Origin of the sequence: Kurthia gibsonii (assembly GCF_006539985.1) — a bacterium.
GTDB classification, from domain to species: Bacteria; Bacillota; Bacilli; order Bacillales_A; family Planococcaceae; genus Kurthia; species Kurthia gibsonii.
On record NZ_BJOB01000009.1, the window covers coordinates 23,064 to 47,929 of the forward strand.

A 24,866-nucleotide genomic window follows, 5' to 3' on the forward strand; every position below is an offset into this window, starting at 1 on the left:
ATCACCTTGAAGGGAGGTGAACGTACAATGACAAACGAACGTACTTTCAGCAAGGACAAAAAAGAAAGAGGAGGGATTTCATTGAGAAATCTACTAAATAAGAAATTAAAAAATGAAAAAGGTTTAACGCTAATCGAGTTACTAGCTGTTATCGTTATTCTAGCAATCATCGCGTTAATCGCCATTCCAGCAATCGGCAGTATCATCTCGAACTCAAAATCAAAAGCCATCTTATCTGATGCAACAGCAGTTGTAGCAGGTGCTAAGACAGCAATCGCAGATGGTGCATGTTCAGAAGATACAACTAGTGATCCTAGCGTATATACATGTGATAAAGCAGCTTTAGCAAAATATGTAGAAGGTGTAACATTAGCTAGTGGTGACCAAGTTGTAAAAAAAGGTGATGAGTATAAAATTACGTATGAAAATTTTGGAAAACTAAACTCAACTTATAAAAAAGATGCTGGTGTAGATGCTGATAATACAACTACACAAGCTGATATCGCTAAAGCAATGGGCAACAAATAGTAACCAGCCTTTCGTTTAGAAGCCGTCCTTCGACGGCTTCGTGCCGAAGTGTTGGTTTGATTTAGAAAAGTAGGAGGCAATCATGATGAAATTGGGCTCGAAGAAAAAGGTTGCGTTGACATATAATGATTATAAAATCCAATTATTTCAATATCATGAGCAAGATTTAACGAAAGCAATCTTAATTGAGCAAGACTTACCAAAAGACTTGATTCGAGACGGTGCAATTGTTGATGAAGTCGGTGTATTTGAATTAATTAAACAAATTGTAAAAGAATCTAAATTAAAAGGGCAATCGGTTATTTTTACGGTGCCTGATAATGCATTAACGATGCGTAAAGTCGATTATCCACTTGATTTAAGTGGTGCTGCGATTAAAGAATATTTTGAACTAGAGATTGGGCAGTCAGTACATTTGCCATTTGAAGAACCGGTTATTGACGTGGTCGATTTACCAGAAGAGGGACAGGCACTCTTATTTGCGACGAATGGTATCGAGATTCGAAAAATTCAAGGCATTTTATACGATGCGGGATTAAAGCCAGTCGCTGCCGATGCCCGCGCACTAGCGACATTGCGTATGGTAGAACAAATCTTCCCGGAATTTGTGGATCGTATTACGATGACGGTGGCAGTGTCGATTAATGAATTATCGCTATCAATTTATGATAAGGGCGTACTTGAATTCATTCGTTATCATACGATTGAAACGGAATTAGTACAGTGGGAGCCAACAGAAGAAGGCGATCATCTAACATTTACGTATAAGGGAAATACAAGTGAGTATCAAATGGATTTAATGGAAGCATTAGCTGAAATGAATCGTATTATGAACTTCTATCGTTTCTCCATTAATAAAGATCAACAAAATGTCGAACAAGTTATATTACTAGGGGATTGTCCTGAAATTACATACATAAAAAATATGTTAGAGAGTCAGATGGATGTTCCGATTTATACATTGGAAGATAGTCGCGTTAAAGAACAGTTCCCAGCACTACATGCGAGTAATGCGGAAGTAGTCGGCTTAGCATTAAAAGATGAATTATTATCAGCCATTCCAAATATTAACTTACTTCCATCATTCAAAGCTGAAGGTAGTAAGAAAGTATGGATTTGGGGAGCAGCCGTTGTCGTGACAATTTTGATTGCGAGTATTGCGCTTTGGAATGCATCCATCTCGAAAGAAATTAAAGCATTAGAGCAAGAAAAAGCAGCGAATCAAGCGATTGTCGATGATGAAAAAGCAAAAGTAGCAGCTTATGAACAAGAGAAGCAAAATTCATTAGATGCGGCAGTAAAAGTGATTGAACGTCTTGCCTATCCTGTGACGCCGGTCATAGATGCCATTCGAAAAGATTTACAGCCGTATGAATATGAGCTGAACTTTACATTTAGTGCAAATCAAGCGACTGTCGATATTCAATATGAAACATTCACACAGGTCGCAAATTATGTCGATCAGTTACAGACGAATCCGTTATTTACAGATATTAAAGTCACAACAATTGAAGTGAATCCAGTAGAACTACCGAACGCTGCGACGAGTGTACCGCGTCACAAAGCGCAGTTAACACTTGATCTAAACTTAGCCAAATTAATTGAAGGAGAGAAGGAGTCATGAAAAAACAGTTAAACAGACAGCAACTCATTCTCATCCTTCTTGCAATCTGTCTAGTTGGCGGAGTTGGTTATGGTATTTATGCGTATATATTAGAACCAAAATGGTCAGAACGCGATGCCTTAAAAGCTGAAAATGTGCAGTTAGTAGATGAAGCGTCGAATTTACGTATTCAATTGCAGCAAGATCAAAAGAACGCGGAAGCATCAAAAAGAAGCGATGCGGAATTGCGTATGAAAGTACCAAAAAATCGTGATATTAGTCAGTTGATTCGTATGCTAGAGCAGTTTGAAGGACAAACAGCAACAGAAGTGAGCAGTGTCGCATTTAATAACTACGATGCTTCTGCAAAAGATACGCTTCAAGGTGATACATCAAATGAAGAAAATACGTCTGATCCAAATACGCCGACAAAAACAACCGAAGAAGCTGAAAAACAAGTAGAAGATGAGGCGAAAAAAGAGGAAACAGATAAAACCAAGACAGAAACACCAACATCTGACCTTGCTAATGAAGAAATTCTTGGTAACATGGAGTTAATTACTGTGTCGTTCACTGTATCAGGTGAAGATATAGCAGATGTGCGTCAATTTTTACAAAATATCGAGCGCTATCCGCGTTTAATGAAGATTGACTCGGTTGATTATGAGATTGCAAATCCAGAAGCGGCTGTCGAACAGCAAACGACGGATCCAGCAACCAATCCAGAAGATACACCTGCTGAATACCCTGTACAAGCAAACGTACAGATTACGACATTTTATGCAAAAGATCAGGAATAGTAGGTGATGAAGTTTGGAACTGTATTACACAATCGTATTCGCTTTAATCGGGTTAGTATGTGGTTCGTTTTTTAATGTAGTTGGTATGCGCTGGCCAAAAGGGGAGTCGATTATTCGACCAGGGTCGCACTGTGAAAGCTGTCAGACACCTCTTACTGCGCGTGATTTAGTACCTGTTTTTAGCTATCTCTTTTTACGTGGGAAGTGTCGTACATGCGGTGCAACATATGGACCTTTTCACGTCATTATTGAAGCATTAACAGGTATTCTCTTTGCGTATGCTTATGCGCAACTTGGGTTTTCAAAAGAACTGGTTGTAGCACTATTACTGATATCATTATTAGCGATTATTACCGTATCTGATTTACTCTATACGATTATTCAGGACCGCGTATTATTGATTTTTGGTACTTTAATTGCCATCATGCGCATTATTTCACCATTACAACCGTGGTGGGATGCGATCTTAGGTGCTGCATTTGGCTTTAGCTTATTATTGTTACTATCCATCCTATCAAAAGGCGGTATGGGCGGTGGCGATATTAAACTGTATTTTGTGCTGGGATTAGTTTTAGGGCTTAAACTAACATTCCTATCCTTATTCTTTGCAGCACTCATCGGTCTCATCGTCTCCATCATTTTACGACGTGGGTTCGGTAAGACGATTCCATTTGGGCCATCGATTGCGGTGGCAACATTCATCGTTTACTTTCATGGTGAAGCCATTTTTAATTGGTATTTACATCTATTTACATAATTGTAGCGCATCGATTCTTCGGAAAAGATGCGCTCTTTTTATATCAAATGGTATCTATTCGTCCATGACTTTCGTTATAATGAGTAGATGAGGAAGTGAGAATATGACAAATAAAAGATGGCGCATTCAACAGCCAGATGAACAATTAGTGACGTTATTTCAACAAGCTTTACAGTTACCGACACTTGCGGCCAAAATTTTAGTGGCACGTGGCTTTCAAACAGTCGAGGAAGCACAAGCTTTTTTACATATGGATGAACAAGTAGTACACGATCCTTTTCTAATGCATGGAATGAAAGAGGCAGTAGAACGTATTCAACAAGCCATTGAGCAACAACAGTCGATTCTTGTATATGCCGATTACGATAGTGATGGTATTACGAGTGCGACGGTGTTAAAGAGCGCTCTAGTCGAGTTAGGGGCAAATGTTACACATGTGATTCCAAACCGTTTTATCGACGGTTATGGGCCTTCAGAGCGATTATTTAGACAGGCGGCAGAAGATGGTGTTCAACTCATCATTACAGTCGATAACGGGATTGCAGGGAATGGTCCGATTGCTGTTGCAAAAGAACTAGGGTTAGATGTTATTGTGACGGATCACCATGAACCAGCAGGGACGTTACCAGAAGCAGATGTCATCATTCATCCACGTATTCCAGAAGGGCAGTATCCGTTTGGTGAGTTAGCAGGTGTTGGTGTCGCGTTCAAACTAGCGCATGCCTTACTTGGACGATTCCCAGAGCATTTAGTGGAGTTTGTAGCGATTGGTACAGTAGCCGATTTAGTGCCACTGCATGACGAGAATCGCTATTTAGTGAAGCGTGGATTAGAACATTTACAGCGCACACAGCACGTATCGCTACAAGCATTAGCGAAGGTATCGGATGTTGCACTTGAAGAGATTACAGAAGAAACGCTCGGCTTTTCATTCGGTCCGCGCCTAAATGCGATTGGTCGATTAGGTGATGCGACAGAAGCAGTCGACTTTTTAATGACGCAAGATGCCGACACTGCGATGCAAATGGCGACATTGCTTGATGAGAAAAATAAAGAGCGAAAAGATATTGTGGCAAATATGACGAAACAAGCGATTGATCTGGTTGAAAATATCGATGAAATTCGTGACTCACGTGTACTCGTTGTCGCAGAAGAAGGATGGAATCCGGGTGTAGTAGGAATTGTCGCTTCTCGTTTAGTCGAGCGCTATTACAAGCCAACGATTGTGCTTGGTATTGATTTAGAAAAAGGAATTGCGAAAGGTTCAGCACGTAGTATTGAAGGATTTAATATGTATCTAGAACTCGACAAAAATCGCGATATCCTTCCTGCGTTCGGCGGACATCCGATGGCAGCAGGTATGACACTTGCGATGGAAGATGTCGACGAGTTACGTGAACGACTTCATGAGCAGGCAATGGTCTGTCTAACAGAAGAAGACTTGATTCCGATTTTAGAAATTGATGTTCCTGTCGATGTGTCAGAAATTGATGTTTCAGCGATTGAGGCAGTTCGCACACTTGCTCCGTATGGTGTTGGATTTACAAAACCAATGTACGGTATTCCGAAAACGTCGATCCAATCCATGCGTAAAATTGGAGCGAACGAAGACCATGTGAAGATGGAGCTTGGCGATGGTAAACATACATTGGATGCAATCGGTTTTCATAAAGGGTATTTAGCAGATGAATTAACAAAAGGAATCGACTTATCATTTGCGGGCGATTTACAAATTAATGAGTGGAATAATCATAAAAAAGCACAGTTATTAATTTCAGATGTACACACCGATGATTGGCAACTATTTGACTTGCGTGGCGGTAATAAAATTTCAAAATGGCTTCAAAAAATGCCGATTGAAGAAACGACATTTATCGCGTTCAAGCGTGAAACAGTCGACTATTTTACAACACTTATTCCAAAAGAAATTGCGCTTTATGACGAGGAAAAAGAATTATCTACGTACACGTCATATATTGTCTTTTTAGATTTACCAAAGCATGAACAACAAGTGAAGCATATTTTACAAACGGTTCAACCGATGCGTGTGTATGCGCATTTTCATGTAGCGAATTCACACCTATTTGAAGGGATGCCAACACGTGAACAATTCATCTGGTACTATAGTTTTTTGAAAAAACGTCGTGAATTTCATTTACGTCAACATCTAAATGATTTAGCCAAACATAAAGGTTGGAGTCGTGCGATGTTGATTTTCATGACACAGGTGTTTTTTGAGCTGAAATTTGTTACAATAGAGAATGGACTTGCGAAAATTATAGATAATCCAGATAAGCGTGCAATCGAGTCTGCAACGATCTATAAGGAACGCAAGGAACAAGTAGCTTTAGAACAAAAACTCTTGTACGCCCAATATATGGATTTAAGAGATTGGTTAGACTTGTGTAGACAAGAACAATCAGTTTCTGAGGAGGAATAAGGAAACCATGGATTTAAAAAAATACGTAACAGTTGTTGAAAACTGGCCAAAAGAAGGCATTTCATTCAAAGATATTACAACAATTATGGATAATGGCCCAGCTTACAAATATGCGACAGACCAAATTGTTGATTATGCGAAAAAAATGGGTGCTGAACTAATCGTAGGCCCTGAAGCGCGCGGTTTCATTACAGGTTGCCCGGTTGCCTATGCTTTAGAAATTGGCTTTGCTCCTGTTCGTAAACCAGGTAAGTTGCCACGTGAAGTGATTTCACAAGAGTATGACTTGGAATATGGTACAAATACATTAACAATGCATAGTGATGCTGTAAAACCAGGTCAAAAAGTATTAATCGTTGACGATTTACTTGCGACAGGCGGTACAGTAGAGGCTTCAATCAAACTAATTGAACAATTAGGTGGCGAAGTTGTCGGTTGTGCATTCTTAATCGAATTAACAGAATTAAAAGGACGCGAAAAAATCACAGGATATGACATTTTTTCTCTTATGGAATACTAATATTTACGTCTTTTAAAAAAATCCGTTCAAAGAGTTTCGACTTTTTGAACGGGTTTTTCACTATTCGGTGAAGGAGCAAGGAAATTCATGTACTTAACCTTTACAAGATAGGTAGTTATTTTATACAATTATTCTTATATCTTAATCGGTAAATTTATGAAATAGGGTGAGCTGAACATGGCGAAAGATCGAGTGATGACAGTGGAAGAGGTTTTTGAAACGCTTACCTCTTATATGAACGAAGAACATGTGGCATTTGTAAAAAGAGCATATGATTTAGCGGAGGAAGCACATAGAGAGCAATTCCGCAGTTCAGGAGAGCCGTATATTCTTCATCCTATACAAGTTGCAGGTATATTAGCAGAGCTTCAAATGGATCCTGAAACTGTCTCGGCTGGTTTTTTACATGATGTTGTAGAAGATACGAATTATACGCGAGAAGATTTAGTGGAGCATTTTGGTGAAGAAGTAGCGATGTTAGTGGACGGTGTAACAAAGCTAGGGAAAATTAAATATAAATCAAAAAAAGAACAGCAAGCAGAGAACCATCGCAAAATGTTTGTAGCGATGGCGCAAGATATTCGTGTCATCTTAATTAAATTAGCTGACCGTTTGCACAATATGCGTACGTTGAAACATCTACCGATTGAAAAGCAGCGCCGCATTTCAAAAGAAACACTTGAAATTTTTGCACCGCTTGCACATCGTTTAGGGATTTCGACAATTAAGTGGGAGCTAGAAGATACAGCGCTTCGCTATTTGAACCCACAGCAATATTATCGTATTGTGAATTTAATGAAGCGTAAACGTGTTGAACGTGAACAATACTTAAATTCAGTAATGGAAGAAATTGGCGATCAATTAGATGATATTCGTATTGAAGCGGAACTTTCAGGTCGACCAAAGCATATCTATAGCATTTATCGCAAAATGGAGATGCAAAATAAGCAGTTTAACGAAATTTATGATTTATTAGCTGTTCGTATTATTGTAGAGAGTATTAAAGATTGTTATGCAGCACTTGGGATTGTGCATACATTATGGAAGCCGATGCCAGGACGTTTTAAAGATTATATTGCGATGCCAAAACAAAATCTATACCAATCATTACATACGACAGTGATTGGCCCATATGGCGATCCACTTGAAATCCAAATTCGTACGGTTGAGATGCACAATATCGCTGAATACGGGGTAGCAGCGCACTGGGCTTATAAAGAAGGAAAAAGTGTACAGCCGGAACAACAAAATATTGATAGTAAATTATCATGGTTCCGTGAGATTTTAGAATTCCAAAATGAATCATCGGATGCGGAAGAATTCATGGAATCATTAAAATTTGATTTATTCTCTGACATGGTCTATGTATTCTCACCCAAAGGCGATGTATTAGAATTACCAGCCGGCTCTGTACCAATTGACTTTGCGTATCGTGTCCATTCTGAAATCGGTAACAAGACGATTGGTGCGAAAGTAAATGGTAAGATGGTACCTTTAGATACGCCACTACACACAGGTGATATCGTCGAAATCATGACGTCAAAACAGTCGTTCGGCCCATCGCATGATTGGTTGAAAATTGCCCAATCTTCACAAGCAAAACATAAAATTAAGCAGTTCTTTAAAAAGCAGTCGCGTGAAGACCATGCAGAAAAAGGACAGCGCCTAATTGAAGAAGAGATTAAAGCACAAGGCTTCGATCCAAAAGAGGTACTAACGTCAGAAAACTTCAAACGTGTTTGTGAAAAATTGAACTATGCGACAGAAGAAGACTTAATTGCAGCAGTTGGCTTTAATGGTATGACAGCACAACAAGTTGTTAATCGCCTAGCAGAAAAAATCCGTAAACAGCGTGACCATGAAGAACAGATGGAAAAAATCACGAAAGAGATGAACACGCCAAAAGATACGAAGCCAACTGAAACGGGTGTTGTTGTCAAAGGTTTGGATAATCTATTAATTCGTCTATCGCGTTGTTGTCGTCCCGTACCAGGTGATGAAATCGTTGGTTTTATTACAAAAGGACGTGGCGTATCGGTTCACCGAGCAGACTGTCCAAATGTTGCGACAGCAGATGAACAGGACCGCTTAATTGAAGTAGAGTGGAGTCAGGCATTACAACAAGACTCTAAATTATATTCGGTGGATATTGAAGTAACAGGTTACGACCGTCCAGGCTTTATTGCTGAAGTAATGGCAGTTGTATCTGAAACAAAAACATCCATTCTTGCAGTGAATGCACGTGCAAATCGTGATAAGATGGCGACGATTCACTTAACGTTACAAATTCGTGATATTCATCATATGTTAAAAGTAGTTGACCGAATTAAGTCGATTCAAGATATTTATTCGGTACAACGTGTGAATAATTAAGTAGGGAGCTGTTAACAGTTGAAGGTTGTATTACAAAAAGCAAAACAAGCTTCAGTGACAGTAGATGGTCAAATTGTTGGACAGATTAATCGTGGATACGTATTACTTGTTGGTATTACAGCAAGTGATACAAAAGAACAAGTAGAGGCATTGGCGAATAAAATTGTGAAATTACGCATCTGGGAAGATGAAGAGGAGAAGATGAATCGTTCCATTGTTGATGAACAAGGTGCGATTCTATCTATTTCACAGTTCACGCTCTATGCCAACACGAAAAAGGGGAATCGTCCGAGCTTTACAGAAGCTGCACGCCCAGAAATTGCAGAACCTCTATGGCAAGAATTCAACGATACGCTTCGCCGCTTAGGTATGCATGTTGAAACAGGTATTTTTGGAGCGATGATGGATGTTCAATTAACGAATATTGGACCAACAACGATTCTGCTAGAAGCATAATAAAAACGAGGTTTGAGCATATGCCCAAGCCTCGTTTTTTCATACATATTATTATTCACCGAAGTAGTATTCTAATACGCCGTTTGCAATACCTTCTGCAATCGTTGCACGGTATTTATCTGTGTTCATACGTGTTAATTCAGTTTTATTAGAGATAAAACCAAGTTCTACTAATGTAGCAAATACTGTATTTTCACGTAATACCATAACATTTTGGAATTTTGGACCGCGGTCTTTAATACCATTATATTCTTCTTTAAGAGCTTCCATTACATTTTTATGAATTGTACTTGCGAATTCTTTTGAATCGGCTTTGTAATAAAGTGTTTCGATTCCTTCAGCAGCAGGTGTTGCAGAATTATAGTGTAAGCTGATAAATGCATTTGCACCATATTTTGCTGCTGCTTTTGCACGTAAACCTAAATCAGTCACTTTGTCAGAAGAAAGCGCACCTGTGCCTGTACGTGTCATAAACACTGTACCGCCAAGTGATTCGATTTTAGCTTGTACTGCTTTTGCTGATTTTAATGTTAATTCAGCTTCTGTTACGCGTTTACCGTTTAAGTCTGTACCAACAGCACCTGAATCGTTACCACCATGTCCAGCATCAATTACGAATTTTAGGCCTCTTAATGGTTGACTACTTGGATTACCCACTTGATCGATTTTATCTGTTAAAATACTTAAGTCTGTATTGGCAGATACCCAGCCGCGTTTATTGTTGCTGTATTCAATTTCAACCCAGTTATTATTTGATGTACGTAGTACTTTACCTGTGAAGCCAATGCCAATAGATGCTACTTTTGGAGCAGCAACATTTGGCATTTTACGTACATTTAATGAATTACCTTTCATAACAAGGTATGTCGTTTTTGTCACCTTCACTGAAGTGAAAGCGAAACTTGTTGTTGATTTAAAACCATAAGCTGTATGGGCATTAATCCAACCTGTTTTACCTTTGTACGTAACTTGAATCCAATTATTTTTGTTTTCTTTTAGGATCTTTACTTTTGCTTCAAAAGGAACGGTTACACCTAATGATTTGTAGTTTACGCCAGCACCAGAACGAAGTGATAAACCTGTTTGTTCTGTTACATAGAAGTATGTAGTTTTTGCAGGTGTAGAAGATGTAGATGTTTCAGATGATTTAATCGCAGTTAAATATTTAGAAGATACATAACCTGTCTTCGAACCATATTTAATTTTGAACCATGTACCGCTTGTTGCTTGCTTTGTTACGACTGCATTCTTTTTCAACGTGAATACGGTTTTATAATTTGTTGAAGGACCAGAACGGGCATTCAAGCTTGCAGCATTCACCTTGTATTGTGTTGATGTTGCAGAACTTACTGTTACTTTTTTTACTGCCGTTAAGTACTTAGAAGAAACATAGCCAGTCTTTGAACCTGATTTGATTTTAAACCAAGAACCCTTTGTTGCTTGTTTCGTTACGACGGTGTTTTTCTTCAACGTGAAAACGACTTTGTAATTCGTTGAAGGGCCCGAACGAACATTTAAACTGGACGTGTTAACCTTGTACTGTGTCGTTGTTGCGGCAGAACTTGTTGCTGGTAACGCGGTTAAAATTGTTGCAATTAATAGCAACAGAGCGATACCTAATTTTTTACTTTTTTGAATAAAGTTGACCATAATTCTCCTCCTTTCTTACATTGTATATGCTTTAGGTACTAAAAAGCTATAATAACTTTAAAAAAATGTATTTTTAATAATATTTTTTATGTATATATTCAAAATTAGGTAAATAGCTTCACTTTATTGCTCTTTTTATTTAGGGAATTGGAGATTGGTCAGATAAGTCAGTTTATATTTACGTAAATAGATGTTGACAGAAGGTAGGGAAAACTCTATCATATTAGTTAATCTGAAATGAATTATATATCACCTATGACCGAGCAAGTAGTCAACTCTATAGACTGTTTTAGAGAGAAAAAGACGTGGCTGAAATCTTTTTCAATAGTACGAGTAGATGAATAACACTCGAGAGGTTTCTTTTCGAAATGAGCAATCATAGTAGGGGAGAACGGAGTCGGCCGTTATCCGAATTTGAGAGGATTTATATGAGTTTGTATAAATCAACTAGGGTGGAACCGCGGAAGCTTATACAGCTCTCGTCCCTTGCGTAATGCAAGAGGCGAGAGCTTTTTATATTGCGCACAATCATTCAGGCAAAATGAAGTGAAAGGAGTTAAATCGTATGAGTTTTAAAGTACCAAGAGGAACACAAGATATACTTCCAGGTGAAGTGGAAAAATGGCAAAAAGTAGAAGGTGTTATGCGTCATTTAACAAATGTCTATCGTTATCCAGAAATTCGTACACCGATGTTTGAATCAACAGAATTATTCCAACGTGGTGTGGGTGATTCAACAGATATCGTGCAAAAAGAAATGTACACATTCGAAGATCGTGGTGGTCGTTCAATGACGTTACGTCCTGAAGGAACTGCATCGATTTCACGTGCATATGTGGAACACAAGATGTTTGGTAATCCTGACCAACCTGTTAAAGTATCTTATTTAGGACCAATGTTCCGTTATGAACGTTCACAAAAGGGTCGTTATCGTCAGTTCGTTCAATTTGGTGTAGAGGCGATTGGCTCAAAAGACCCGGCAATTGATGCGGAAGTTATCGAATTAGCGATGCGTGTCTATCAAGAATCGGGATTAAAGCATTTAAAATTAGTCATTAATTCACTTGGAGATCAAGAAGTACGTCAAGCGCATCGCCAAGCATTAATTGATCACTTTGCACCACATATTGGAGAATTCTGTTCAGATTGTCAAAAACGTTTAGAGCAAAATCCACTACGCATTTTAGACTGTAAAGTAGATGCAGGGAATCCACTAACTGCTTCAGCTCCTAAACTAACAGATTATTTAAATGAAGAATCTGCCACATATTTTGAACAAGTGAAAATGTACTTAGATGCACTTGGTATTGACTATGTTGTTGATCCAAATTTAGTGCGCGGATTAGATTATTATAATCACACAACATTTGAAATTATGAGTACAGCAGAAGGCTTCGGTGCGATTACAACACTTTGTGGTGGTGGTCGTTACAACGGTTTAGTTGAGGAAATTGGTGGACCTGAATCACCAGGTATCGGTTTTGCGATGAGTATTGAACGTTTATTACTTGCTTTAGAAGCCGAGAACGTAACGCTTGATATAGAAGACGCACTTGATTTATATATTGTAACAATGGACGATGCAGCGAAACTAAAAGCAGTTGAATTTGCAAGTTCATTCCGCGCGCGTGGTATTTCAGCAGATATCGACTATGCAGGTCGTAAGATGAAAGCACAAATGAAAGCAGCGAATCGTCTTGAAGCAAAATATGTGATGGTTTTAGGAAGTTCTGAATTAGAAGAACAAGCTGTCAACATTAAAAACATGGAAACAGGTGACCAAGAAAAAGTACCATTCCATGATGTTGTCAATTACTTATTAACACATAAACAATAATTGGGGGATAAAATAATGGCTACAAGAACACATGAATGTGGCGTACTACGTGCAGAAAACGTAGGCGAACGCGTTGTATTAAAAGGTTGGGTACAATATCGTCGTGACTTCGGTGGATTAATCTTCATCGACTTACGTGACCGTACAGGTTTAACACAGGTTGTATTCACACCAGAAAACTCACAAGAAGCACTAGAGCTTGCTGATTCATTCCGTAGTGAATATGTCATCGAAGTAGAAGGTGAAGTGCGCGCACGTACACCAGAAATGGTGAACCCGAACTTAGACACTGGTGCGATTGAAGTATATGTTGACCGTGTAACATTAATCAACAAAGCAAAAACACCACCATTCCAAATCGAAGATCGTATTCAAGTAAATGAAGATTTACGTTTAAAATACCGTTACTTAGATTTACGTCGTCCAGTGATGTATAACACATTCAAACTACGTTCAGACGTAACAAAAGTGGTACGTAACTTCTTACAAGACGAAGGTTTCCTAGAAGTTGAAACACCAATCTTAACAAAATCAACACCAGAAGGCGCGCGTGACTATCTTGTACCTTCACGTGTACATGATGGTGAGTTCTATGCTTTACCACAATCACCACAATTATTTAAGCAATTATTAATGGTGTCAGGTTTCGAGCGTTACTTCCAAATCGCACGCTGCTTCCGTGATGAAGACTTACGTGCAGACCGTCAACCAGAATTCACGCAAATCGATATGGAGATGAGCTTCTTAGATCAAGAGCAAATCTTAGAAATCAATGAGCGTTTAATTCAAAAAGTAATGAAAGAAGTAAAAGGCATCGACATCCCACGTCCATTCCAACGTATGAAATACGATGAAGCAATGGCACGTTACGGTTCAGATAAGCCAGATGTTCGTTTTGGTTTAGAATTAATTGAGTTATCCGATGTTGTAGATGGTTGTGGTTTCAAAGTATTCGCACAAACTGTTGCAGATGGTAAACAAGTAAAAGGTTTAAATATCAAAGGTGCAAACGACAAATACTCTCGTAAAGACTTGGATGAATTAACAAAATTCGTTGGTCGTTACGGTGCAAAAGGTCTTGCATGGATTAAAGTGACAGAAACAGGTGTTGAAGGCTTAACAGGTCCAATCGGTAAGTTTTTCCAAGACGATTACGGCGTAAAATTAATGGAACGTATGGGTGCAGAACCTGGCGATACATTAGTATTCGTAGCAGATAAGCCAGCAATCGTAGCTGATGCTCTAGGCGCACTTCGTAAAAAATTAGGTAAAGATTTAGAGTTAATCGATGAGTCTAAATTTGCATTCCTATGGATTACAGATTGGCCATTACTTGAGTATGATGAAGAAGCAGGCCGCTACACAGCAGCACATCACCCATTCACTCGTCCATTCGATGAAGATTTAGAATTAATGGATACAGATCCAAGTAAAGTTCGCGCACAAGCATACGATATCGTATTAAATGGTTACGAGCTTGGCGGGGGTTCATTACGTATTTACGAAAAAGAATTACAAGAAAAAATGTTCAAATTACTTGGCTTCACAGAAGAACAAGCACAAGAACAATTCGGTTTCTTAATGGATGCCTTTGAATTCGGCGTACCGCCACATGGTGGTGTAGCATTCGGTCTTGACCGTTTCATCATGCTACTTGCAGGTCGCGATAACTTACGTGACACAATTGCATTCCCTAAAACTGCATCAGCAAGCTGCTTATTAACAGATGCACCTTCTGATGTATCGACTGCACAATTAGATGAATTACACATTCGTGTTAAAACATTAGCAGACGAAGATTAATTAATATATATAAAGAACTTTGGTATGAATTCATGCCAAAGTTCTTTTTTAAAATGTTAGACTGTTAACCACTTACTAAAGTATATACAATATTGTTTTAAAGACATAAAACAGAGAAATAAATAACTACAGTTGAAGTATGAATTTATTTTGAGTTTTTAAAAGGAATTATTTCCCTTTAGTACTTATAGTGATATAATAAAGGAATAAAATGGAACAGATAGAAGATGCTTATGATTTGAAATATACAGATTGCTTATGTTATGTTATCTGTAATACAAATCCTGATGTGTTCGTCACACATACATCAGTTTTAACCGAACACTAATGATAAGGGAGTTTTATATTCTTTAGGAAAAGGTATGTCTTTTCGGAGAACATGATTTTTCTAGAGTGCGAACACCCACCTGCGGAGAGCGGGTTCAAACGATGCATTAATGGACGGCACAATCGGGATTTGTATCTAATGTTGACACATTTCAAAACTCTGATTCCATATTGAATCAGAGTTTTTTTATTTATATTGAATAAATGGGAGGATGTGACTTACGTGGCATACGAAGAATTACTATGTCCTTGTCAGAGTGGCAAGAAAGCGAGTATGTGTTGTTTCGTTAAAAAAAATAATACACTTGAAAAACATTGGACAGCGATTAAAGGTCGAGTTGTTCAAACTTTTCTATCTGAACATCCAACTGAAGAAGAACTGATTGTGCTTCGACAGTGGGTTGGTATAGAGCGTCTTCAATGTTTTAAAGAGCAAATGGATTCTGCCACACTCCAACATTTATTGACGGATCTTTATTTCTTTACTGAGAATCGTTTGGAGTGGGGGTATCATCTAATCGAGCAGATGAAAGCAATTGTCCAACCAAAAACACATGTCATTTTATCTAGTTGGCAAACACCTTATTATTTTGTTGGTCGAATGAAGTCTTTCTATGAAGACTATGTGATTGCCGAACATATTTGGACAGGTGAATGTATCTATTTAGCCGATGTTGATTTGGAAGATCAAGTAGAAGGTAATGTGATTTTAGGGCATATCGTACCAGGTGTAAATGAGCGTTTTTATGGACTACTAAGTAGTGCTATTATTTTAGAAGCTTCTCAAGAGATTTTGTTAGATAGTTGGTTCCATCGCTTCGAACAATCAAAGCATGAAGAATTAGAAGCTTTTTTTAAAGAAAGTTTATTGGATTGTCTATTAGACTTGATTACAGAAAACCCAGTATTGCAACCAGATAAAAAAGAAATGAATGTTGAAGCACTTCAGCTTATTGTTAATTTAGACATGTTATTTCTTGATTTAGATGTAAAGAGTGATCGTTTGACATGTCTATTTTTCAACTATCTCATGGAAGAAAAGCGTATTGAACATGTGCGAAAAAAACAGGCATTAATTGCAGCAGTTCTTGATTTTGGTATGCGTTACGACTTTATTCCACGTGTCATCACGCAAAAAAGACTCGGTACGATTTTTGATGTATCACCAAGTACAATTGCACGTTATAGTAAGAAAATTTCGATGTATTTTGAACAAGATTTTGATGTTTTTATGTTTGATAAAATTCGACAAGCTATTTATTTTGTTGGTACAGACGCAACAATGGATGAATTTAAACAATGGCAAATGGATAAACATTTAGAAAAAATGATTTTTACAAATGATTTAGATGAAAAACGTATGGAAAAAAAGCTTGAACATATTCCATATAAACCAATTAAAAAACATGAAAAAGCACAAAAATATGCATATGAAGCTTTTTTAGAAGATGGCGAACGTAAGAGATATGAACTAGCACGTTTAGCATTAAATTGTGATCCAACTAATCATGATGCTCAAATTATTTTATCGGAATACGAGACAGCTGATGAACGTTTAGCTATTTTGCAAGACTATCCCATTACATTGTTGAACCGCAATCGAATTTATTTACTCAAAATTACATTATTATATCAACAAGGACGTTTTGAAGAAGCGTTAGCCATTTTGTCAGACATTCCATTCAACGAGTTAAGACAGCATACGATGTTGTATTATTTTTATGCGTGCTTACACTTTTTAATTGATCAACCAAAAATTTTAGAAGATTTATTACAAACAGTCATTGAAGACACGGCTTTGTTTAGATGGTTAACATGGGTTTTCATGCTAGCGTACCAATTAGATGAGGGAGATTACGCAATGCAAGCAATTCAAGCAAATCCATTTGTTCAAAAGTATATTGAGATGCAGATGGAACCCTACTCCTTCCCAACACATCAATTTTGTGCAAAAGGTGATCCGAATGAAGCGAAGATGATTCACTTCATTATTCACCCGCTTTTACAAAAAATTCAAAAATAATTTTTAACTAGACAGGTTATCAAAAAAAGCTATTTTAGCAACGATAATCTGTTTTTTTGTTTCATACCAATTATAAAAGGGGAAAGAAGAATTATATAAATGAGTTTTCAAGCTTGTGAAAACACTTTATAAGTGGTATAGACAACTCTACCCAAAAGAAAGTTTTAACAAAGGAGCGGGATAAACATGTTAGCTTTTTATAAAAAATTGGTAAGTCTTTAATGTTTCTGAATGCGACATTACCAGCTGTTGTAATACTAGTACGATTCGGTTCGGATGATATGTTAGGAGATATCGACATTGCATGGGTACAGTATGTAGCTGTTATTATGTTAGCTGCAGGTAATGCGACGGGATTAGCTGTTGACGGTGCAGGCGCCGCGACTTTAGCAGGTAGTGTGCTCACCATAGATGCAGCTCTTAAATATATGAAGCAATTAACAAATTGTACAATGGAAGAACTTGTAGCGATGTCTTCAGCGAATGCAGTACAACAATTGAATGAAACGAATAAAGGAGAAATTCGTGTAGGTGCGGATGCAGATTTTGTCTTGCTAGACAAGACTTGATTGTACAAAAGACTATTAAAAAAAGTAAGGTTGTCTTTGAAGCGCACAAAATGTAAAGGATGATGTATTTTGGTAAATAAAAGTTCACATATTCCAATCTATATCCAAATTGAAGAAGAGCTAAAAAGACGTATCGATTGGGGGGAATATATAGTAGGAGAGCCAATTACTTCAGAAAGAGAATTATCTGTGATTTTTGGTGTAAGTCGTATGACAGTACGACAAGCGATTACAAACCTCGTATTAAATGGCTCATTGTATCGTGAAAAAGGGCGAGGCACTTTTGTATCAAAGCCGAAATTAGAACAGCCTTTAAATGCTTTGACTAGTTTTACAGAAGATATGCGTGCGAGAGGTTTAGTGCCAAGTAATAAATTAATTAAGTTTGAAAAACAACCACCACCATTTGATATAGCAAGAGGCTTACTATTAGAAGAAGGTGAAGAAGTGTATTTCATCGTGCGAATTCGTAATGCGGATGAGCAGCCAATGGCGATTGAACGCACCTATATCCCAGTTAGAGCTTTACCTAATTTAACAGAAGAATCATTTAATGGTTCACTCTATCGCTTAGTAGAAGATACATATGGTTTGAAAATTGGGAACGCTATTCAACAAATGGAAGCTTCTATTGTAGCAAAAGAGGACAGTAAGTATCTTCAAATTGATCCATCTGCGGTTGTATTAATGATCAAACGTATTAGTTATTTAACGGATGGAAGACCGGCTGAATTAGTGCGTTCTTCTTATCGAGCAGATCGCTATAAATTTATTAGTGAAATTCAGAGATGAAAGAATGAACATCTATTTGCAAAAAGGGGCGAATCTTCTTCAAGGACTAGAAGAACAAGAGCAACAAGCAATCGAACAAGCTGCAAATATAATTTATCAGTCTATTGAACAAGGTGGCATTTTACAATTGTTCGGTTGTGGTCATTCGCAATTAATTGCTCAAGGGGCTTATTACCGAGCAGGTGGTTTAGCACCATCTAATGCTGTATGTATTGAACTACTCATGTTGCATAAAGGTGCGGCAATATCTTCAGAAAATGAAAAGGACCTTTCGCGCATCGAAGAATATTGGCCGCATTTTGAATTTCAATCCCATGATGTACTTATTGTTATTTCAAAGCGTGGGAAAAATGCTGTACCGATTGAGATAGATTTAGGAGCAAAACGGTTTGCGTTATGGTCCAGTATCAACTCTTGTAGGTATTACCTCGTTAAATGAAGTCATTGTACGCGTTGTGCAATGACTTCATGATGAAGAAGAGGTTTCTTATTTTTGTAAGTAATAATGTTGAACAACAAGGAAATACAAATGCATTTTATATGAAGCAATATGAACACCGTATTAACTTTTAATTAAATGGAGGTTTTTAGAATGGAAAAACAATATAAAATTACAAGCTCAGAAGGCTTACATGCGCGTCCATGTACACTATTAGTATCAGCGGTCACACCATTCTCATCTGATGTTCAATTAACATATGATGGTCGTTCAGTAAATTTAAAATCAATTATGGGTGTTATGGCATTAGGAATTCCAGCAGATGGAATTATTACGATTTCAGCAAATGGTAGTGATGAAGAAGCCGCGGTAGAAAAAGCAGGTGCAGTAATTCTAGAAGAAGGTATTGGAGTAGAGGTATAGTATGTTGGAGATTAAAGGAATTGGCGTTTCAAATGGTATTGCTGTTGCTAAAGCCTACTGCCTTGTAGAACCAAACTTAACTTTTGATAAGTACGAAATAAAAGATTTTTCAGAGGAAAAAGCACGATTACAGCGCGCAATCGATCTTGCAAAAATCGAGTTAGAGTTGATTCGTAATCACGCTATTAAAAAGTTTGGAAAAGAAAATGCTGAAATTTTCTCTGCACATCTACTTGTTTTACAAGATCCAGAAATGCGTATGGCAATAGAAAGTAAAATTGATAAAGGTATTAATGCTGAAGCTGCACTAGATGAAGTGGCTTCCACATTTATAGCTACTTTCGAATCAATGGATAATGAATATATGAAAGAGCGTGCTGCCGACATTCGTGATGTCTCACAACGTATTCTCGCTAAGCTACTTGAAGTTGATTTACCAGATTTAACCACCATTGCAGAGGACGTCATTATTATTGCGAATGATTTAACACCGTCTATGACAGCACAATTGAACAAACAATTTGTAAAAGGTTTTATAACAGATAATGGTGGACGTACATCGCACTCCGCTATTTTGGCACGTACGCTTGAAATACCTGCGATTGTTGGTACAAAAATTGCGACTACATCTGTTGAACATAATGAAATGGTTGTATTAGATGGTTCAACAGGTATTGCAATCATCAACCCGACACAAGAAGTTGTAAATGAATATGAGCAAAAGAAAGAAGCCTTTGAAGCAGAACAAGCGGCGCTTCGTGCTTATATTGATCAACCGAGTGTAGATCGAGATGGTCATCATGTCGAGATTGCAGGTAATATTGGTCGACCAGATGATGCGGAAGTTGTGAAAGCAAATGGTGGAGATGGTGTAGGTCTATTTAGAACCGAATTTCTATACATGGACCGTAATGATTTTCCGTCCGAGGAAGAGCAGTATATAGCATATAAAACAGTTCTTGAGAAAATGGAAGGGCGTAAGACAGTAGTTCGTACACTTGATATAGGTGGGGATAAGGAACTGAGTTACTTAACGCTTCCAGAGGAAATGAATCCATTCTTAGGATACCGCGCAATTCGTCTATGCTTAGAAGAACGCTCATTATTCCGTGTGCAATTACGTGCATTATTACGCGCAAGTATTCATGGGGATTTAAAGATTATGTTTCCAATGATTGCGACGCTCGATGAATTCCGTACAGCTAAAAACTTTTTGATGGAAGTAAAGGCTGAATTAATTGAGGAGGGATTCGAAGTGTCAAATGATATTGAAGTGGGCATGATGGTAGAAATCCCTTCTGCTGCAGTCATTGCAGATTTATTTGCAAAAGAGGCTGACTTCTTATCGATTGGTACGAACGATTTAATTCAATATACATTAGCTGCTGATCGTATGAACGAAAAAGTATCTTATTTATATCAACCTTACCATCCAGCAATCTTGCGTTTAGTTAAAAATGTAATAGATGCTGCACATGCAAATGGTAAATGGGTTGGCATGTGTGGTGAAATGGCAGGAGACGAGATTGCCATCCCAATCTTACTTGGTTTTGGTTTAGATGAATTCTCGATGAGTGCTTCATCTATCTTACATGCACGTGCTCAAATTTCAAAATTATCAAAAGCTGAAATGAAAAAACATATTGATCATATTTTAACGTTAACGACATCAGCTAGCATCGAAAATTATGTAATTGAAAATTTATTATAAATTAAATAAAAGCTATCTTGAAAATAGGGTAATTGTATCGCTATTTTCGGATGGCTTTTTTTAAAACATCGAGGGGGGTTTTTATAGAAATTTACACTTTACAGTCCATGATTACTATTCAGTAGAAGAAGCAATTTAGCGTTATGTTTTTTCGCATGCCTCTAGTATTGATAAAGTAAGAGATGTTGTATCAATAGAACAGAAATTTATGTTGTCATTTACTAAACCACAAATTAAACAACAACGAAAACGAGAAACGATGCTACGTATTGTAGATGTATATGTTTTTTTACACAACTGACATTACCAAAAAAATATTTCTTTTTATATACAAGTTCTGGGTACATTTGCACTTTGGAATGAAGGTGTTTTTCCTATCCATAAAGGATCTGTTGAGAAATAATAATAAAACCTACTACACGCTTATGGACGATTTTAATCCAATATTTGGCTTCTTTAGTTGCTGGTTATGACCCAATTGAACAACTTCTTTATCGCCAATGTGTACAAGTAGATGGTGAGATTATTTCAGAAATAAATCAACTCTTTCCGAAAAGTAATTGCCTTTTCAATGAGTATTTTAAATAAGGAGAAAATTGGACTATACCACTTAAATTCAAAGCTTTGATAGTATGATTTTATCTAAATGTACCAATGCAATTAATAGTTAAAATGTGAAAAAAGTTGTGGTATATACCAATAAATGCTATGTTCAAATCAAGAAAACGTGTACATTTCAAAGGGGATTTGCACAGTGAAAACGATTATGTTGGTATGCGTAGTAGGGATGAGTACAAATTTACTCGTAACGAAGTGTAAAAAGCAACACAGAGACAAAATATGGAGGCAGATATTTTTGCTATTGCAGAAAATGAAGGAGAAAAAACAATGGACAACAAATCAATTGATGTCCTGTTACTTGGACCACAAGTACGTTACTTAAAATCATCTTTCGATAAAAAGTTAGCAGGTACAGGTATTCCGCTAGATGTTATTAGCATGTCTGACTACGGTATGATGAACGGTGAAAATGTATTAAATCAAGCACTTCATCTAATGAAGAAACTTTGTGAAAATTAAATCGTCACATGTTAGAGTTGACAGTTAAATTTCCACTTTTTACAAGAGAGAAATCCTGTTGTTTTTCATTTAGTTAAAAGTTATTTTGCTAGGCATGCTGGAGTAATGGAAATGGGATTAGAAAAAGTGTCTATTCTATTTTCAAAAGGTTTTAGGGTGATGAAGTTTCGATTATAATAGAGAGTGACGCGTGTATCGCTTTATATGCAGATACACTTCGAAAACTAGGCATTGTACATATTGCAAGAACGAGGACAACTACATATGGTTTAGGTGTCAATCAACAAACGACTTGTACAAGCGGTTGGGGTTATTTGTTTGACGATGAGGGTAGTTGGTTATGACATAGGAGTCCGAGCGTTAAAAGCGATTGTCAAATTATATGACGGATGAGGACCTGAAACGATATTGACAACAAAAGTTTTAAAACATTGTGGTGTTGTAAATGTGCCCGAATTAGTGCATTGTGTTTATTCACAAGAGCATCCACGCACATATACTGTTTCTTAAGTCGATATGTAGAAGAAGCTGCACTTCAAAAAGGTCCAATAGTTAGAGAAATTATTGAGACATCTTGTGCTCAATTTATTGAGGCAGTCCAAGGGTGTCAAAAACAAACAGAATGGCAAAAAGGAATGTTTATTCCCGTTGTACTAATGGGTGGCATTTTTACAAATTTTGAATTATATGAGGAGTTATTGTCAATTGTTATTGCGAAAAAACAATTACCCTATATTTTTATTGCACCAAAAGTCTCGCCCGTTGGAGGTGCGGTCATTGGTGCTTTGCAAAGAATTGAACATACACTCGCTTATACATTCCTTCAACAGTTTTCGCAAGAGTTAAAAACACATTAAAAGGAGTAAACTATGTCAATCAAATTAGAAGTAATTTCGAATTTAGATGAATTATACACAAGAGGTATGGAGCTTTTTAAAGAAGCAAAAGAAAATGGCGCAAAAACATTTGGTTTGGCAACTGGAGGAACGATGATCCCTTTATATGAGAAAATTTGTGCGAGTGATTTAGACTTTTCTACATATGAAAGCTTTAATTTAGATGAGTATGTAGGTTTACCTGCAACACATCCTGAGAGTTATGTATCGTTTATGAAAAAGCATTTATTTAATCAAAAGCCATTTGCAAAATCTATGTTACCAAATGGTGAAGCTAAAGATGCAAAAGCAGAAGCTAAAGCGTATGAACAAAAATTGCAAGCAACAACACTTGATTTTCAACTATTGGGAATCGGAGTGAATGGGCATATTGGTTTTAATGAACCGGGGACGCCATTCAATGCGCCTACACATGTTGTAACATTGACAGAGTCGACACGTGAAGCAAATGCACGCTTTTTCCATTCGGTTGATGAAGTACCAACAGAAGCGATTACGATGGGGATTTCATCTATTCTTCGTGCGAAACAAATTGTACTGATTGCAGTAGGTGAAAAAAAACGCGCTGCACTTGAAGCATTTATTCACGGTGAAAAAACAATCGATGTTCCAGTTACAGCATTACAAGATCATGCAAATGTGATTGTCTTAACTGATTTAACGATTTAAAAAGAATCCAAACAATTCGTTATACGTTCGAGTTGTTTGGATTTTTACTTGCAATTACGTGCGTTACATTGTATATTTTTTTCAGAGTAATTAAGTAGGAATACTTACAAAAAACATATCGGAGTGGGTTATTTTGTTACATCAATTTTCTCGTAATGAGTTAGCAGTGGGTACAGAAGGTATTGAGTTATTAAAAAATAAGACAGTCGCTATTCTAGGTGTAGGTGGCGTAGGTTCATTCGCAGCAGAAGCCATCGCACGTTCTGGAATTGGTCGTATTATTTTAGTGGATAAAGATGATGTGGATATTACAAATATTAACCGTCAGTTAGTCGCATATATGTCAACAATCGGACGCTCAAAATCAGCAGTCATGAAAGAACGTATCGCAGATATCAACCCAGATTGTGAAGTACATGATTTACACATGTTTTATACAGAAGAAACATATGAAGAATTTTTCAGCTACAAGCCAGATTATGTTATTGATGCATCAGATACAGTAATGTATAAGATTCATATTATGAAAGAGTGCTTAAAGCGCGATATTCCAATCATCTCAAGCATGGGCGCAGCGAATAAGATGGACCCAACACGATTCCAAATCGCTGATATTTCAAAAACGCATACGGATCCACTGGCGAAAGTCATTCGTACAAAACTTCGTAAAGAGGGAATTAAAAAGGGCGTGCCTGTTATTTTCTCAGATGAAAGCCCGATTGTGATTCGTCAAGATGTTGTAGGAGAAGTTGGGAATCCAGATGCAGCTATTCGTAAAGCGAAAATGCCACCATCATCTAATGCATTCGTTCCATCATCTGTAGGTTTGATTGCAGCAAGTTGGGTAGTACGTGACATTTTATCACCGATTCATATTGCAACAGTAAAAAATCAATAAATTATAAAAAGTTTTCGACGAATAATTCAAATCGTCGGAAACTTTTTTGATTTACTGTAAATAAGACGAAATAAATTCTTTTTAAGGAAATAAGTGGTACAATTGAACGATATGAGTCTTTAATATTTGTAAAAAAAATTCATAATGAATTAAAAGAATTGTTTTTGGAAATATGATTACATGAAAAAACAATCTTTTTTGTATAATTAAGAAGTATATATAAAATATGTACATATCTTTTGTTTTTTATTTATAACTGAATTAAGGACTAG

20 protein-coding genes, 1 other RNA gene, 1 pseudogene and 1 other annotated feature are annotated in these 24,866 nt (G+C 37.1%); of the genes and pseudogenes, 21 read left to right on the top strand and 1 reads right to left on the bottom strand.

The genetic code is table 11. The features are described 5' to 3' along the window. Nucleotides 1–81: 81 nt before the first annotated feature. From KGI01_RS04440 to dtd, 8 genes are all read left to right on the top strand, one after another. The gene (locus KGI01_RS04440) at nucleotides 82–528 is read left to right on the top strand and encodes a prepilin-type N-terminal cleavage/methylation domain-containing protein (protein WP_255314734.1); all 447 of its coding nucleotides are present in this window, start codon (nucleotides 82–84) and stop codon (nucleotides 526–528) included. 82 nt (nucleotides 529–610) lie between these two features. After that, a complete protein-coding gene (gene pilM, locus KGI01_RS04445; RefSeq protein WP_141273639.1) occupies nucleotides 611–2,152 on the top strand; it encodes a pilus assembly protein PilM in 1,542 nt (513 codons plus the stop codon). Then, complete coding sequence (locus KGI01_RS04450; protein ID WP_141273642.1) at nucleotides 2,149–2,931, top strand: hypothetical protein; 783 nt, start codon at nucleotides 2,149–2,151, stop codon at nucleotides 2,929–2,931. The genes pilM and KGI01_RS04450 overlap by 4 nt, the downstream gene beginning before the upstream one ends. Nucleotides 2,932–2,944: 13 nt before the next feature. Then, nucleotides 2,945–3,688, top strand: a complete 744-nt coding sequence (locus KGI01_RS04455; RefSeq protein WP_141273644.1) for a prepilin peptidase — start codon at nucleotides 2,945–2,947, stop codon at nucleotides 3,686–3,688. 103 nt (nucleotides 3,689–3,791) lie between these two features. Further along, entirely contained in the window at nucleotides 3,792–6,128 is a 2,337-nt protein-coding gene (gene recJ, locus KGI01_RS04460; protein ID WP_141273646.1) for a single-stranded-DNA-specific exonuclease RecJ, read from the top strand. 7 nt (nucleotides 6,129–6,135) lie between these two features. Beyond that, complete coding sequence (locus tag KGI01_RS04465; RefSeq protein WP_068452380.1) at nucleotides 6,136–6,648, top strand: adenine phosphoribosyltransferase; 513 nt, start codon at nucleotides 6,136–6,138, stop codon at nucleotides 6,646–6,648. A 177-nt stretch (nucleotides 6,649–6,825) separates the two neighbouring features. After that, nucleotides 6,826–9,021, top strand: coding sequence for a RelA/SpoT family protein (locus KGI01_RS04470; protein ID WP_141273648.1), 2,196 nt, complete (start codon nucleotides 6,826–6,828; stop codon nucleotides 9,019–9,021). Nucleotides 9,022–9,039: 18 nt separating this feature from the next. Next, entirely contained in the window at nucleotides 9,040–9,477 is a 438-nt protein-coding gene (gene dtd, locus KGI01_RS04475) for a D-aminoacyl-tRNA deacylase (protein WP_068452385.1), read from the top strand. A gap of 51 nt (nucleotides 9,478–9,528) precedes the next feature. Here dtd and KGI01_RS04480 read toward each other — a convergent pair whose 3' ends face one another. Further along, complete coding sequence (locus KGI01_RS04480; protein ID WP_141273650.1) at nucleotides 9,529–11,127, bottom strand: N-acetylmuramoyl-L-alanine amidase family protein; 1,599 nt, start codon at nucleotides 11,125–11,127, stop codon at nucleotides 9,529–9,531. Between the two features lie 246 nt (nucleotides 11,128–11,373). Then, nucleotides 11,374–11,617 (top strand) — a binding site (T-box leader). Between the two features lie 75 nt (nucleotides 11,618–11,692). Here KGI01_RS04480 and hisS point away from each other — a divergent pair. From hisS to KGI01_RS04545, 13 genes and pseudogenes are all read left to right on the top strand, one after another. Beyond that, nucleotides 11,693–12,964: a histidine--tRNA ligase gene (gene hisS / locus KGI01_RS04485; protein WP_141273652.1), complete on the top strand. Its 1,272-nt coding sequence runs from the start codon at nucleotides 11,693–11,695 to the stop codon at nucleotides 12,962–12,964. A 15-nt stretch (nucleotides 12,965–12,979) separates the two neighbouring features. Further along, the gene (aspS, locus tag KGI01_RS04490; RefSeq protein WP_141273654.1) at nucleotides 12,980–14,767 is read left to right on the top strand and encodes an aspartate--tRNA ligase; all 1,788 of its coding nucleotides are present in this window, start codon (nucleotides 12,980–12,982) and stop codon (nucleotides 14,765–14,767) included. Nucleotides 14,768–15,045: 278 nt separating this feature from the next. Further along, nucleotides 15,046–15,228: non-coding RNA, 6S RNA (ssrS, locus tag KGI01_RS04495), on the top strand. An 89-nt stretch (nucleotides 15,229–15,317) separates the two neighbouring features. Continuing rightward, nucleotides 15,318–17,117: a hypothetical protein gene (locus tag KGI01_RS04500; protein WP_141273656.1), complete on the top strand. Its 1,800-nt coding sequence runs from the start codon at nucleotides 15,318–15,320 to the stop codon at nucleotides 17,115–17,117. A 221-nt stretch (nucleotides 17,118–17,338) separates the two neighbouring features. Continuing rightward, nucleotides 17,339–17,686: an amidohydrolase family protein gene (locus KGI01_RS04505; RefSeq protein ID WP_141273657.1), complete on the top strand. Its 348-nt coding sequence runs from the start codon at nucleotides 17,339–17,341 to the stop codon at nucleotides 17,684–17,686. Nucleotides 17,687–17,755: 69 nt separating this feature from the next. Beyond that, nucleotides 17,756–18,478 carry a GntR family transcriptional regulator gene (locus tag KGI01_RS04510; protein ID WP_141273659.1) on the top strand — a complete coding sequence of 241 codons (723 nt, stop codon included), beginning with the start codon at nucleotides 17,756–17,758 and terminating at the stop codon, nucleotides 18,476–18,478. A gap of 4 nt (nucleotides 18,479–18,482) precedes the next feature. Continuing rightward, nucleotides 18,483–18,917, top strand: a complete 435-nt coding sequence (locus KGI01_RS04515; RefSeq protein ID WP_141273661.1) for an SIS domain-containing protein — start codon at nucleotides 18,483–18,485, stop codon at nucleotides 18,915–18,917. Nucleotides 18,918–19,070: 153 nt separating this feature from the next. Further along, nucleotides 19,071–19,340, top strand: a complete 270-nt coding sequence (locus tag KGI01_RS04520) for an HPr family phosphocarrier protein (protein ID WP_068452408.1) — start codon at nucleotides 19,071–19,073, stop codon at nucleotides 19,338–19,340. 1 nt (nucleotide 19,341) lies between these two features. Beyond that, complete coding sequence (gene ptsP / locus KGI01_RS04525) at nucleotides 19,342–21,051, top strand: phosphoenolpyruvate--protein phosphotransferase (protein ID WP_141273664.1); 1,710 nt, start codon at nucleotides 19,342–19,344, stop codon at nucleotides 21,049–21,051. Between the two features lie 754 nt (nucleotides 21,052–21,805). Next, nucleotides 21,806–22,131: pseudogene (locus KGI01_RS04530) on the top strand (PTS sugar transporter subunit IIB). A 635-nt stretch (nucleotides 22,132–22,766) separates the two neighbouring features. Continuing rightward, on the top strand, nucleotides 22,767–22,988 hold the full coding sequence (locus tag KGI01_RS04535; RefSeq protein ID WP_141273666.1) for a hypothetical protein: 222 nt from the start codon (nucleotides 22,767–22,769) through the stop codon (nucleotides 22,986–22,988). 12 nt (nucleotides 22,989–23,000) lie between these two features. Further along, a complete protein-coding gene (locus tag KGI01_RS04540) occupies nucleotides 23,001–23,696 on the top strand; it encodes a glucosamine-6-phosphate deaminase (protein WP_218026239.1) in 696 nt (231 codons plus the stop codon). A gap of 133 nt (nucleotides 23,697–23,829) precedes the next feature. Further along, the gene (locus KGI01_RS04545; RefSeq protein ID WP_141273668.1) at nucleotides 23,830–24,594 is read left to right on the top strand and encodes a tRNA threonylcarbamoyladenosine dehydratase; all 765 of its coding nucleotides are present in this window, start codon (nucleotides 23,830–23,832) and stop codon (nucleotides 24,592–24,594) included. The last annotated feature ends 272 nt before the right edge of the window (nucleotides 24,595–24,866 follow it).